At 67.1% G+C, this 12,471-nt stretch carries 11 protein-coding genes; 2 read left to right on the top strand and 9 right to left on the bottom strand.

Annotation, left to right across the window (positions count from 1 at the left end; genetic code table 11):
• Nucleotides 1–6: 6 nt before the first annotated feature.
• Nucleotides 7–528 (top strand): peptidylprolyl isomerase, encoded by a 522-nt coding sequence (locus ACE3SG_RS13985; RefSeq protein WP_374565844.1) that lies wholly within the window; start codon nucleotides 7–9, stop codon nucleotides 526–528.
• Nucleotides 529–647: 119 nt separating this feature from the next.
• On the opposite strand, the gene dut is transcribed toward ACE3SG_RS13985, so the two are convergent.
• The 8 genes from dut to ACE3SG_RS13945 form a co-directional block, all read right to left on the bottom strand.
• Nucleotides 648–1,100 (bottom strand): dUTP diphosphatase, encoded by a 453-nt coding sequence (gene dut / locus ACE3SG_RS13980; protein ID WP_374565843.1) that lies wholly within the window; start codon nucleotides 1,098–1,100, stop codon nucleotides 648–650.
• Nucleotides 1,097–2,314, bottom strand: coding sequence for a bifunctional phosphopantothenoylcysteine decarboxylase/phosphopantothenate--cysteine ligase CoaBC (gene coaBC / locus ACE3SG_RS13975; RefSeq protein ID WP_374565841.1), 1,218 nt, complete (start codon nucleotides 2,312–2,314; stop codon nucleotides 1,097–1,099). Before coaBC ends, dut begins: the two co-directional genes overlap by 4 nt.
• A 94-nt stretch (nucleotides 2,315–2,408) precedes the next feature.
• Nucleotides 2,409–3,182, bottom strand: a complete 774-nt coding sequence (locus ACE3SG_RS13970) for a UPF0149 family protein (protein WP_374565839.1) — start codon at nucleotides 3,180–3,182, stop codon at nucleotides 2,409–2,411.
• 76 nt (nucleotides 3,183–3,258) lie between these two features.
• Nucleotides 3,259–3,819 carry a GNAT family N-acetyltransferase gene (locus ACE3SG_RS13965; protein WP_374565837.1) on the bottom strand — a complete coding sequence of 187 codons (561 nt, stop codon included), beginning with the start codon at nucleotides 3,817–3,819 and terminating at the stop codon, nucleotides 3,259–3,261.
• 5 nt (nucleotides 3,820–3,824) lie between these two features.
• On the bottom strand, nucleotides 3,825–5,120 hold the full coding sequence (locus tag ACE3SG_RS13960) for a metallopeptidase TldD-related protein (protein WP_374565834.1): 1,296 nt from the start codon (nucleotides 5,118–5,120) through the stop codon (nucleotides 3,825–3,827).
• A gap of 2 nt (nucleotides 5,121–5,122) precedes the next feature.
• Nucleotides 5,123–6,511, bottom strand: coding sequence for a TldD/PmbA family protein (locus ACE3SG_RS13955; protein ID WP_374565832.1), 1,389 nt, complete (start codon nucleotides 6,509–6,511; stop codon nucleotides 5,123–5,125).
• A gap of 49 nt (nucleotides 6,512–6,560) precedes the next feature.
• The gene (locus tag ACE3SG_RS13950) at nucleotides 6,561–6,983 is read right to left on the bottom strand and encodes a GNAT family acetyltransferase (protein ID WP_374565987.1); all 423 of its coding nucleotides are present in this window, start codon (nucleotides 6,981–6,983) and stop codon (nucleotides 6,561–6,563) included.
• Between the two features lie 21 nt (nucleotides 6,984–7,004).
• Nucleotides 7,005–7,526 carry a DUF1993 family protein gene (locus ACE3SG_RS13945; RefSeq protein WP_374565830.1) on the bottom strand — a complete coding sequence of 174 codons (522 nt, stop codon included), beginning with the start codon at nucleotides 7,524–7,526 and terminating at the stop codon, nucleotides 7,005–7,007.
• A 155-nt stretch (nucleotides 7,527–7,681) separates the two neighbouring features.
• Between ACE3SG_RS13945 and ACE3SG_RS13940 the strand changes: the two genes are divergently transcribed.
• The gene (locus ACE3SG_RS13940; protein ID WP_374565828.1) at nucleotides 7,682–9,703 is read left to right on the top strand and encodes an alpha/beta hydrolase family protein; all 2,022 of its coding nucleotides are present in this window, start codon (nucleotides 7,682–7,684) and stop codon (nucleotides 9,701–9,703) included.
• Between the two features lie 73 nt (nucleotides 9,704–9,776).
• Here ACE3SG_RS13940 and alaS read toward each other — a convergent pair whose 3' ends face one another.
• Complete coding sequence (gene alaS / locus ACE3SG_RS13935) at nucleotides 9,777–12,404, bottom strand: alanine--tRNA ligase (protein ID WP_374565827.1); 2,628 nt, start codon at nucleotides 12,402–12,404, stop codon at nucleotides 9,777–9,779.
• Nucleotides 12,405–12,471: the final 67 nt, after the last annotated feature.

Genomic DNA, 12,471 nt, shown 5'->3' with positions numbered 1-12,471 from the left:
TCTTCGATGGACATCACTTCTCCCTGCGTCGTGACGCTGATCTGGACGCTGTCGGACGCTCAGGGCCAGCTCATCGACGAGCTCAACGAGCCGGTCGAATTTCTTTATGGCGGCGACGACCTGCTGCCCAAGGTCGAAGAGGCGCTGGCCGGTCAATCGGTCGGCTTCGAGGCCCAGCTGCATCTGGAGCCTGAGCAGGCCTTCGGCGACTACGACGCCGACCTGGTCTGCTACGAAGAGCGCTCGCTGTTCCCCGAAGCGGTCGAGCCCGGCATGCAGTTCGAAGGCCTGCCCGATGGCGCGACCACCGAAGGCATGCCCGACGACCTGGTCTACACCGTGACCGAGGTCTACCCCTCGCACGTGGTGCTGGACGCCAACCACCCGCTGGCCGGCATGGCCCTGCGCATCCAGCTCAAGGTGATGGACGTGCGCGACGCGACCGAAGACGAGGTCAGCGCCGGCACGGTGGGCGACTCGCCGCTGTCGGTGTTGAACGGCGCGCCGCCGGACGAACCGCTGCACTGAACCTCTGACCCCCACGGCCCTTCCGGGCCTGCCCCCCGAGGGGGCTCGCGCAGCGGACCGGCCAAGCCGGATCCGCGCACGCCACTTGATGGGCGGCGGCGCTGCGCGCGCCTGCGGATTCAATTTCTGCCGCTGGAGCCGAAGCCGCCTTCGCCGCGGTGGCTCTGGTCGAAGCTGTCGACGCGCTTGAAGGTGGCCTGCACCACCGGCACGATGACCATCTGCGCGATGCGCTCCATCGGCTGGATCGTGAACGCGGTCTGGCCGCGGTTCCAGCAGCTGACCATCAGCTGGCCCTGGTAGTCGCTGTCGATCAGGCCGACCAGGTTGCCCAGCACGATGCCGTGCTTGTGGCCCAGGCCCGAGCGCGGCAGGATCATCGCCGCCAGCCCGGCGTCTTCGATGTGGATCGCCAGCCCCGTGGGGATCAGCGTGGTCTGGCCGGGCGCCAGCTCGATCGCCTCGTCCAGGCAGGCCCGCAGGTCCAGGCCCGCACTGCCGGGCGTGGCGTAGGCCGGCAGTTGGCTGGCCATGCGTTCGTCCAGCACCTTGATGTCGATGGTCGTGTTCACGTCGATGTCTTCAGTCGTTCGGCGATCTCGCCCACCAGTTCGCGGGCGAGCGCCAGCTTGCCGGCGGTCGGCAGTTCACGGTGGCCGTGCTCGTCCACCAGCAGCAGCGTGTTGTCGTCTTGGCCGAAGGTGGCCGGGCCCAGGTTGCCGACGATCAGCGGCACGCCCTTGCGCAGCCGCTTGGCCTGCGCGTGGGCCAGCAGGTCCTGGCTCTCGGCGGCAAACCCAACGCAGTAAGGCGGCTTGGGCAACCGCGCGACGGCGGCCAGGATGTCGGGGTTCTCGACCATCTCGATCGCCGGTGGTCGGCCGCTGCCGTCTTTCTTGATCTTGTGTTCGTGGGCCGCCGCCGGCCGCCAGTCGGCAACCGCCGCGGTGGCGATGAACACGTCGTGCGCGCCCGCCATCGGCAGCACCGCGTCGTGCATCTGCTGCGCGCTCTGCACGTCGGTGCGCATCACGCCGCGCGGCGTTGGCAGTGCGACCGGGCCGGCCACCAGCGTGACCTGGGCACCCGCCTCGCGCGCGGCGCGCGCCAACGCGAAGCCCATCTTGCCGCTGGACCGGTTGGTGATGCCCCGCACCGGGTCGATCGCCTCGAAGGTCGGGCCGGCGGTGATCAGCACGCGCTGGCCGGCCAGCCGCTTGGGCTGGAAGAACGCGATCAGCTCTTCGGCCAGGTCCGCGGGCTCGAGCATGCGGCCGTCGCCGATCTCGCCGCAAGCCTGGTCGCCGGCGTCGGGGCCCAGCAGCGTGGTGCCATCGGCGCGCAGCTGCGCGGCGTTGCGCTGCGTGGCCGGGTGGGCCCACATCTCGCGGTTCATCGCCGGCGCGATCAGCAACGGGCAGCGCTCGATCGGCCGCGCCAGGCACAGCAGCGACAGCAGGTCGTCCGCGCGCCCTTGCACCAGCTTGGCCATGAAGTCGGCACTCGCCGGCGCAATCAGCACCGCATCGGCTTCACGCGACAGGTTGATGTGCGCCATGTTGTTCGGCTCGCGCGCATCCCACTGGCTGGTGTAGACGGGCCGGTTCGACAAGGCCTGCAGCGTGACCGCGGTGATGAAGGCCTCGGCGGCCTCGGTCATCACCACCTGCACCGTCGCCCCCGCCTTGACCAGCTCGCGCACCAGCTCGGCCGACTTGTAGCAGGCGATGCCACCGCTCAGGCCCAGCACGATGTGCTTGCCTTGCAACTCGAGTGATGTGCTCATCGGTCGATCAAAGGTGAAGGTGTCCGGCGACGGGCCGCCCCTAGCCGGACGCTTCCCCTCGGGGGGGCGACGCCGCAGGCGTCTTGGGGGCCCACTACTGCATCTGTGCCCCGTGGCACTTCTTGAACTTCTTGCCGCTGCCGCAGGGGCAAGGGTCGTTGCGACCCGGCAGCGCGTCGACGCGGCGCGGCGGCGGCTTGGGCGCGTGGTCGAGCCAGTACAGGCGCAGGTCTTGCGCGGCGTAGAGCGCCTCCTGGATCAGCTCGTCGCGGCTGAGTTGTTCGCCTTCGTAGAGTTCTTCGAAGACTTCCTTCAGCTCCTCGTCGTCCATCGTCAGCGACGCGACGCGCAGCAGCGTCTCGTCGTAAAGCTGGCCTTCTTCGGTCTCCAGGTCGGGCTCGGGCCAGTCGTTCGGAAAGTCCTGCGTCGCATCGAGAAAGCCCACGGCCCAGACCTCGCCGGTCTGCTCCAGCAGCGCCATCTCGTCGGCGTTCACATGGCCTTCGCTGATCAGGCGCTCTTTGTCTTCGTCGCTCAGCTCGATCATCAGCGGCGCCAGGCGCAACACATCCGGGTCGTCGAGGATCAGCTCGGGGTCGAGTTGGTCGGCCAGCACCTGCCAGCGCGCGTCGATCACGGCGCGCGCCGCCTGGGCGTCCGCCGGGTCGGCGAAGGTGCGCGCGAACACACCGTCGGCGAACACCGCCAACCACTCGTCTGCCTCGATCCGGCGCGGGCCGGCCAGCAAGGCGGCCATGTAGCCGTCCAGCCATTCGAGCGACACCTCGTCTTCGAAACCAGCCATGCGCTGGCAGATGGCGTCCAGCGCCTCGATCTCTTCTTCGCTGCTCATGCGGGGTTCGGCCATCGCCACCCTCCTCTCGCTTCGGGTAATCCGAAAGTGTCGCACGCCGGCTCGGCGCTGCGGGGCACCTGACGCGCGTTCAGGCCGCTGTTGGTGCGGCCGGGGCCCAGCGTGGGGGGTGCGGATGCAGCCGCGCCATCATCAGCGAGTCGACGTATTCGCCGTCGCGCAGGGCATACGCCCGCTGCCGCCCCTCCAGCTCGAAACCGAACTTGCGGTACAGCGCCTGCGCGGGCAGGTTGTCGGCATAGACCCCCAGCTCGATGCGCAACACGCCCAGCCAGTTGTCGGCGTAGTTGCACAGCTCGGTCATCAGGGCCGAGCCCACGCCACGGCGCTGCCAAGGCACCGCCACCGACATGCCGAGCGCCATCACATGGCGGCGCCGCAGCTGCGTCGCCGCGGGGTGCAGGCCGGCGCTGGCGATGACCTCGCCCTGCACCTCGGCCACCAGGTGCAGCTCGGGGCTGGTCGGCGCGTTCTGGCTGCTCAGGCGGGTGCGCCACAACTCGGCGTCAGGGAACGGCAGCTGCAGCAGCTGCCGGAACACCTCGTGCTCTTGCATCATGCGGGCAAAAGCCTCGGCGTCGGACGGCCGGGCACGGCGCAAGGTCCAAGGGATGGTGCTGGGTTCGCTCATCGTGCTCACGAAAAATGCAGGCCGCCGATGCGCAGCCAGGGCAGCACGGTGCTGCCGGTGTCCAGCCGCTCGCGGCTGACGGCCAGGATCTCTTTCAGCATGCGGGCGATGTTGCCGCTGATCATGACCTCGGACAACGCCGGGCCGACCACACCGCCATCGATGCGGAAGCTGTTCTTGATCACGCCCGAGAAGTCGCCGTTGGCGGCCGGCATGCCCATCGACAGGCGGCCGACGATCGCGCCCCGCTCCACCTGGCCCACCAGTTCGGCCCTCGGGGTGGTGCCGGCCGCCATCTCCCAGCCATAGGTCGTCGGCACATGGGCCAGGCCGGTCTTGCGGCTGCCGTAGAGGCTGGGCAGCAGCGTCTGCAACCGGCCCTGGGTCAATACATCGACCGGCGGGGTGTTGAAGGCATCGCCGGACAATGGCACCACGCCAGGCGCCGCGAACCGGCTCGCCAACCCCAGCAAGGGCGAGGCAATCGCCTGGCCCACCTGGTCGCGGTAGAGCGAGCTGCCGGCGATCAGCTGCGCGTCACCCAGTTGGCCCAGCAGCCAGCCCAGCAGGTCATCGACCGCGTTCGGCGTGAACACCACGTCGCCAACGAACTTGGCGCTGAAGCGACCGGTGTCGATCTGCTGCGAGGTGTCGCGCATCATGTCGCCGATGCCGAACCAGGCCTCGGCCGACTGGCCGGCCCAATCGTGCGTGTCGCCCCCGGCGTGGTTGAACGAGCTGGTGCGGTCACCCTCGCGCGCGGTGCCGAACGCGCCGAGCGACAACCAGCCGGCGCGGCTGGCCAGGTCGCTGCCGCCCGTGGTGAGCGTGTGCGATTGGCTCAGGTGGTGCGCGGTGCTGCCCTCTTCGAGCGTAAATCGCGGCGTTTCGCGGGCACGAAAGGCCAGCAGCTCGGCCATCGTGTCGGCCAGCAGCACCGGGTCGGCCTCTTGCGGGCCCTGCACGACACGGGCGTGCTGGCTGCTGGACACGGTGTTGGCTTCGTCCTGCGGCGCGGCCTGCGCCGCGGCGAACAGCTCGGCGACACCATGGCGCAGCGAAGCCGGGTCGAGCGAGCTCAACTCGGTGCTCGCGCGCCGGCCGTCGAGCAGGCCGAGCAGCGACACCCGGCTCTGCTCGGTGCTGCGCATCAGGCTGGGCTCGTTGTGGGCCACGTTCAGCTCGCTCTGGCGATGCCAGCCGACACTCACCTGCGCCTGGTCGAAGCCCTGCGCGCGCATCAGGCCCAGCACCTGCTCGGCGTGGTCACGCAAGACGGGGTCGAAGTCTTGGGCCGCCATGATCATTCACCCCCCATGTGCGCGCGCGCCCGCAGCGCGGGCCCGCCCATCGACACCACCATCGGCTGCTTCTTGCCGCAGTAGCCGCTGCAGCTCCAGTACATGTCGTTGGACACCGCATCGACCGACTGCAGCACCTTGATCGCCGAGCCGGACACCGTGGTGTCGCGGATCGCCGGGCCCAGCTTGCCGTTGTTGATCTCGTAGGCCAGGCTGATGCCGAACATGAATTCGGTCGTCGAGTCGGCCTGGCCGTTGGCCGTCTTCATCAGCAGGTAGCCGCTGTCGACGCCGGCGATCATCTCGTCCAGCGTCGACTGGCCGGGCAGGATCGCCGTGTTGCGCATGCGCACCAGCGGCTCGTCGCTCGGCCCGTAGGCGCGCGCGCTGCCGGTGGGTGCGGCGCCCAGGCGGGCCGCCGTCTCGCGGCTGTTCATGAACTCGGTCAGGATGCCGTTCTTGATCAGCCAGGCGTCGCGCGCCGGCGTGCCTTCGTCGTCGGCGTAGACCGGGATCATCACCTCGTCGCCCTGGTAGCGGTGGGCAAAGTCGACCATGCTGACCAGGTCGCTCGCGACCCGCTGGCCCAACAGCCCACCGGTGACCGCGCCGCCGAGCACGATGTCTGCCTCGCACGGGTGCCCCATGGCCTCGTGCGCCAGCATGCCGGCCAGCGGCGGCGCCAGCACCACGGTTTGCAGGCCGCCGCGCGCCGGCACGGCCTCGCACTTGGCGCGCAGGTGGCGGTGCAGCTCGTCCAGCTGCGGCGCGAGCGTGTCGATCGACCAGTCGATGTCGGCCAGGCTGCCCTTGCCGGACACCTGCTCGACCAGCTCGACCGGCGCACCGTCGGCCGATTGGGCAACGAACACCACCTGACACAACGCACGCTGGATGCTGGCCAGCGACTGGCCGCCGGTGCTGGTGGCCAGCCACTTCGAGTGATGCTCGTCGGCCACCACGAAGCGGATCGACTTCAGGCCCGGGTAACGATGCTTGCACCACGCGTTCAGTGCAGCCAGGCGGTCCTGGATCTCGGCCTGCCCCAGGGCCTGGCGGCCGCGGTAGACATGCTCGCCGCGGTAGGCGCCCACAGGCAATGCCACCGACGAGCGCTGGCCGAAGCGCGCCATCGCCTGCACGTTGTCGTGCGCCTGGCGGCCCACCCGCTGGGCCGCGTCGGCGCCGGTGCCGGGCACTGACGCAAAGCCCCAGTAGCCATCGCGGTAGACCCGGGCGCTGGTGCCGCCCTCGCTGCTGCGGCCGTTCAACGTCAGGTTGCCGTCGATCATCATCACGCGGGACTTGCGCAGCTCGTGCTGGCGCAGTTCGCTGTACTGCAGGCCAGCCGACAAGGCGGGCGCCGACAGGGCCGGTGGGTTCGAACTCATCCGTGTCTCCCTGGCACCTTGTGGGCGCCTCGTGCTGTGAAGCGGTCGATCAATGCTGGTCGTGCTCGAGCCGTTTGCCCAGGCTCACCACGTTGTCGTCGGCGTATCCCAACGCCGCATAAAAGGCCAGCACGGCTTCGTTGCCCCGCCGGACCTGGAGGTTGATTTTGGGGCAGCCGCGCTCGCGCAGCCGCGCTTCCGACCAATCCATCAATTGACGGCCCAGACCCTGCTGCTGGCGCGACGGATCGACCGCCAGGTAGTTGATCCAGCCGCGATGGCCTTCATAGCCGGCCATCACGGTGCCGACGATCTCGCCCTCGTCGACCATCACGCCGAACAGATCGGGCTGTTCGGCGAGCTTGCGTCGAATGTCCTTGGCCGGGTCGTTCCAGGGCCGCGTCAGGCCGCAGCGCTGCCACAGTGCCACGACGGCGGGTTCGTCGGCATCCTCAAACGGGCGGATCTGAATTGCCATCGGCCAAGTCTTCCGTCAGTTGCCCGCCTGGGCGCCCAGCAGGTAGTCCGACTTGCCCAGGTCGACGCCGTTGTGGCGCAGCAGCGCATACGCCATCGTGACGTGGAAGAAGAAGTTCGGCAGCGCATAGTGCTTCAGGTAAGCCTCGCCCTTCATCGTGCGGGTCTTGTCGCGCCCGACCGGGAAGGTGATGTCGACCTCTTCGCGACCATCCAGCTTGTCGCCCGGCACGGTGGCGAGCCATTCCTGCGTCTTGGCGACGCGCTGACGCAGGTCGGCGAACGTGGATTCGTTGTCGTCGAACTTCGGTGCCTCGATGCCCGAGATGCGCGCCACGGCCAGCTTTGCCGCGTCGCAGGCGATGCGGATCTGCGCGGCGAACGGCAGCATGTCAGGCGCCAGGCGCACGCCGACCAGCACGTTCGGGTCGAACTTGCGCGCCGCGGCATTGGCCTCGGCCTTGGCCAGGCAATGGTCCAGATTGGCCAGGCCGGTACGGAAGATCGGCAGGCTCGCAGAAGACAGGGTGATGGCCACGGTGGTGTCCTTGTTGTCGCAGGGGGAGCGCCATGATACGCAGGGGTTTTCCGCGATGGTCTGGGCATTGGAATCAACCCTAAAAGCGCTGGAAAACGCGGCGCGCTCGGGCAGAATTCGCCGCTGTTTCAGATGAACACCAGAGGGAGCAGGGAATGACAATGGCGCGATTCATGGCCGGGCTCGTATTGGCCGCCGGCACGGCGGTGACGCAGGCGGCACCGCCGCCGGTCGCGGACTTTTTCAAGAAGCCTATCCTCAGTACAGCGGTACTGTCGCCTTCAGGCAAGTACCTTGCGGCCACCCGTTACAACGACAAGACGGGGCACCAGTTGCTCGTGATCATCGACCTGGGCGAGAAGCGCGAAGCGAAGATCGTGGCCGCCTACAACGACGCCGACGTGTCGGACGTGCGCTGGGTCAACGACGATCGCCTCATCTTCAAGATGCGGGAGGGGAACGCGACTTACTTTCACAGTCACGCGGCCGGCCTGTTCTCGGTCGACCGCCGTGGCGACGAGAACCCAAAAGTGCTCATCAGGCGAACTTGGGAGGCCGCAGAAGTCAACGCACCGGTAGAGATCGCGCGGGTTCGCCCACGCGACTTGTCCCTCGATCCCAATCACTCATTTCACTCGCTGCTGCATGACGGCAGCCTGAACGTGTTGGTGGTCAAGAACAACTGGGCCACCGACGACTCTCTGACCAGCCGTCAACTGATCAAGCTCAACACCGAGACGGGGCGTTCCGAAGTCGTGGGGCAAAACGCTCCACCCCAATCCACGGGTTGGGTCGCCGATTCCACCGGCAACGCGCGCGTCGTCTATTCGAACGACAAGGCGACGACCAACATCCACTGGCGATCCAACGCGCAAGGAGATTGGACGTTGTTGCGCCAGATGCCTCGATACGACAAGGTAGTCGGCAAAGACGCCGTGCTGAACGTACTCGGCCTGGGAGATGACGAGCGGCTCTACGTCGTCACCGGCGGAGAGAACGCCGACGGCACCAGCGTCCTGGCGACGATGGACATGAAGAAGCCTTCGCCGCCACTCGTGCCCCTCGTCGCCACGCCGGGCTACGATTTCTACGGCTCGCTGGTCTACAACGCCAAGGGCAAGGTCGTCGGCGTCAACTACCTGACCGATGCCAAAGGCACGCACTGGTTCGACCCCAAGCTCAAGGCCATCCAGGAACAGGTCGACAAGCTGCTGCCCAACACCAACAACCTGATCGACTGCGGTGCTTGCGACGATCCTTCCCGCGTACTGGTCGAAGCATATTCCGATCGCCAGCCCAGCGTTTTCGTGCTCTACCACGTGGCCAGCGGCAAGGTTGAACCCGTGTCCGGCACGCGCCCGTGGATCAAGCCCGAGGAAATGTCCTCGCGCAGCTTCGAGCGCATCAAGGCGCGCGACGGACTTCAGTTTCCGGTGCATGTCACGCGCCCCAATGGCGTCAAAGGTGCCGCGCCGACCATCGTGCTGGTTCACGGCGGTCCGTGGGTTCGCGGCGGCGAGTGGGAGTGGGACGAAACGAGCCAGTTCCTGGCTTCGCGCGGCTACGCAGTCTTGGAGCCTGAGTACCGCGGTAGCACGGGCTACGGCTCGAAGCTGACCTACGCTTCCTGGAAGCAATGGGGCCTCGCGATGGAGGACGACCTGGTCGACGCCGTGCAATGGGCCGTGGACAAGGGCATTACCGACCGAAAGCACGTCTGTATTGCCGGTGGCAGCTACGGCGGCTATGCCACCTTGATGGGTCTGGTCCGCTACCCCGACGTCTTCCGTTGCGGCATCGACTATTTCGGGGTGACCGACATCGAGTTGATGTACACGAGCAACTGGAGCGACTTCGGAGCGGACTGGAAAGCCTTCGGCATGCCAGCGCTCATTGGCGACCGCCAGGCCGACGCTGCGCAGCTCGACGCCACGTCGCCGCTGAAGCAAGCGGCCAAGATCAAGTCACCGTTGTTGATGGGTCACGGCCGGCAGGACCCCCGCGTGCCAATCGAGCACTACAACAAGCTGCTCGACAAGCTGAAGGGCCAGAATCCGGGCCTCGAATCCGTCGTTTACAACGAGGAAGGCCACGGCTGGTTCCTCGACAAGAACGAGATCGACTTCTGGACCCGCGCCGAGAAGTTCCTAGACAAGAACCTGAAGAACGCACCCTGACGCTCCGCCGCGTCGGCAAGCAAAAGGGCCGAGACGCCGCAAAGCGTCTCGGCCCTTTCTGTTGGGCGGTACGTCAGGCGCGCTCAGCCACCCAGTTCGGCACGCTCGCCAGCGCGGCGATCAGCTTGCTCGGGTCAGTGCCGCCAGCCATCGCCAGGTCGGGCTTGCCGCCGCCCTTGCCGCCGACCTGCTGGGCGACGAAGTTGACCAACTCGCCGGCCTTGACCTTAGCCGTAGAGTCGTTGGTCACCCCGGCCGCGAGCTGGACCTTGCCGCCGTCGACTGCCGCCAGAACGATGGCCGCGGTCTTCAGCTTGTCTTTCAGCTTGTCCATCGTCTCGCGCAAGGCCTTGGCGTCGGCGCCTTCGAGCGTCGCGGCCAGCACCTTGATGCCCTTGACGTCGACCGCTTGCGACAGCAGTTCGTCGCCTTGCGAAGACGCCAGCTTGCCCTTCAGCGCGGCGATTTCCTTCTCCAGCGTACGGACGTGGTCCAGCACGCTGGCGATGCGGGCCGGCACCTCGGCGGGCGACACCTTCAGCGAGCCGGCCAGGCCGTTCACCGTGTTCTCCAGGCTTTGCAGGTAGGCCAGCGCGTTCTCGCCGGTCACCGCTTCGACCCGGCGGATGCCGGCGGCCACGCCGCCTTCGCCCACGATCTTGAACAGGCCGATGTCGCCGGTGCGGCCGACGTGCGTGCCGCCGCACAGCTCCTTGCTGGAGCCGATGCTGAGCACGCGGACCGTGTCGCCATACTTCTCGCCGAAGAGCATCATCGCGCCGCTCTTCTGCGCATCGTCCAGCGCCATCACCTGGGCCGACGCGCCAGCGTTGGCCAGGATCTCGGCGTTGACGATGGCCTCGACCTTGGCGATCTGCTCGTCGGTCATCGGGCCGGTGTGGGCGAAGTCGAAGCGGGTGCGATCGGCGTTGACCAGCGAGCCCTTCTGCTGCACGTGGGCGCCCAGCACTTCACGCAGCGCCTTGTGCATCAGGTGGGTCGCGCTGTGGTTGCGCACGGTCTTGGCGCGGCGCTCGGCATCGACCTTGGCGGTGAACACGTCACCGACCTTGATCTCGCCTTCGGCGACGCTGCCGTGGTGGCCGAACACGTCGGCCTGGATCTTCAGCGTGTCGTCGACGACCACGCGCGTGGTGGCGTTGCGGAACTCGCCGGCGTCGCCAACCTGGCCGCCGCTCTCGGCGTAGAACGGCGTGTGGTCAAGCACCACAACGACATCGTCACCGGCGCGAGCCAGGTCGACCTGGCTGCCGTCGACGTAGAGCGCGGTGACCTTGGCGCCTTCGTGCACGAGCTCGTCGTAGCCGTGGAAGGTGGTGGGCGTGCCTTCGTACGTGAGGCCTTGGGCCATCTTGAACTTGCCCGCCTCGCGAGCACGATCCTTCTGCTCTTTCAGCAGCACGTTGAAGCGCGCTTCGTCGACCTTCACGCCACGCTCACGGCAGACATCCGCGGTCAGGTCGACCGGGAAGCCGTAGGTGTCATGCAGCTTGAAGGCGGTGTCGCCATCGAGCATGGCCGGCTTGGCCGCCAGCGCGGTCTCCAGAAGCTCCATGCCGTTCGCGATGGTCTGGAAGAAGCGCTCTTCCTCTTGCTTGAGCACCTCGGTGACACGCGTCGCGCCTTGGCGCAGCTCGGGATAGGCCTCGCCCATCTGCTCGACCAGCGCCGGCACGAGCGTGTAGAAGAAGGGCTTGCGCGAGCCGAGCTTGTAGCCATGGCGAATCGCACGCCGGGCAATGCGGCGCAGCACGGAGCCACGCCCCACGTTGCCCGGGATCACACCGTCGACCACCGCGAAGGTGCAGGTGCGGATGTGGTCGGCGATGACCTTCAGGCTCGGCGAGTCCTTGTCGCAATCACCACCACCCGCCGCATCGACCGCCTTCTTCGCCGCCGCCAGCAGCGCGACGAACAGATCGATCTCGTAGTTCGAATGCACATGCTGCAGCACCGCGGTGATGCGCTCCAGGCCCATGCCGGTGTCCACGCTCGGCTTGGGCAGCTTGTGCATCACACCGTCTTCGGTGCGGTTGAACTGCATGAAGACGTTGTTCCAGATCTCGATGTAGCGGTCACCGTCTTCATCGGGGCTGCCGGGAGGGCCACCGGCCACTTCGGGGCCGTGGTCGTAGAAGATCTCGGTGCAGGGGCCGCAGGGGCCCGTGTCGCCCATCATCCAGAAGTTGTCGCTGGCGTAGCGCTTGCCCTTGTTGTCGCCGATGCGCACGATGCGCTCGGCCGGCACGCCGACGACCTTGTTCCAGATCTCGTAGGCCTCGTCGTCTTCTTCGTAGACGGTGACCCAGAGCTTTTCCTTGGGCAGCTTGAAGTGCTCGGTCAGCAGCTCCCAGGCGTACTGGATCGCGTCGTGCTTGAAGTAGTCGCCGAACGAGAAGTTGCCCAGCATCTCGAAGAACGTGTGGTGGCGTGCCGTGTAGCCCACGTTGTCGAGGTCGTTGTGCTTGCCGCCGGCGCGGATGCACTTCTGCGAGGTCGTCGCGCGGTTGTAGGGCCGCTTGTCGAAGCCGAGGAAGACGTCCTTGAACTGGTTCATCCCGGCGTTGGTGAACAGCAGCGTCGGGTCGTCGCCGGGCACCACCGGGCTCGAGGCGACGATGGTGTGGCCCTTCGATTCGAAGAACTTCAAAAAGGTCTGGCGGATCTCGGAGGCTTTCATCCGGGGCTTTCTGGGTGCATGCCGCGCGGTGATGCGCGGAGGGAAAGGGAAACCAAAAGGGGAACTG

It is taken from the genome of Ideonella sp. (assembly GCF_041914305.1).
Classification (GTDB): domain Bacteria; phylum Pseudomonadota; class Gammaproteobacteria; order Burkholderiales; family Burkholderiaceae_C; genus Ideonella.
The sequence above is the reverse complement of the archived record's forward strand: the minus strand, read 5'-3'. Positions and strand labels throughout refer to the sequence as shown.